At 59.7% G+C, this 300-nt stretch carries 1 protein-coding gene; it reads left to right on the top strand.

The features are described 5' to 3' along the window. A partial coding sequence (locus ACOSVP_RS18600) for an Ig-like domain-containing protein (protein WP_487348976.1) occupies positions 1-300 on the top strand: 300 nt, incomplete at both ends.

The raw sequence follows: 300 nt of genomic DNA, 5'->3' as shown, positions 1-300 counted from the left end.
CGCCAGTGGCGAAAGACGGTACGGCAACGACGGATGAAGACACTGCGTTGAGCAGCAATGTGCCAGCGGCGACAGATGCAGACGGCACCGTCTCAAGCTACGCATTGGTTGATGATGTGGCGGCAGGCAGCTTGACGTTCAATGCGAACGGCAGTTACACGTTCACACCAGGCAGCGACTTCGACGACCTAGCGCCGGGCGACAGCCGTGACGTGACGTTCACGTACACCGCGACCGACAATGACGGTGGCGTGAGTGAAGCGCAAACGATCACCATCACCGTGACCGGTACCAACGATG

The organism is Marinomonas sp. HM11-D (assembly GCF_057626615.1).
The sequence above is the reverse complement of the archived record's forward strand: the minus strand, read 5'-3'. Positions and strand labels throughout refer to the sequence as shown.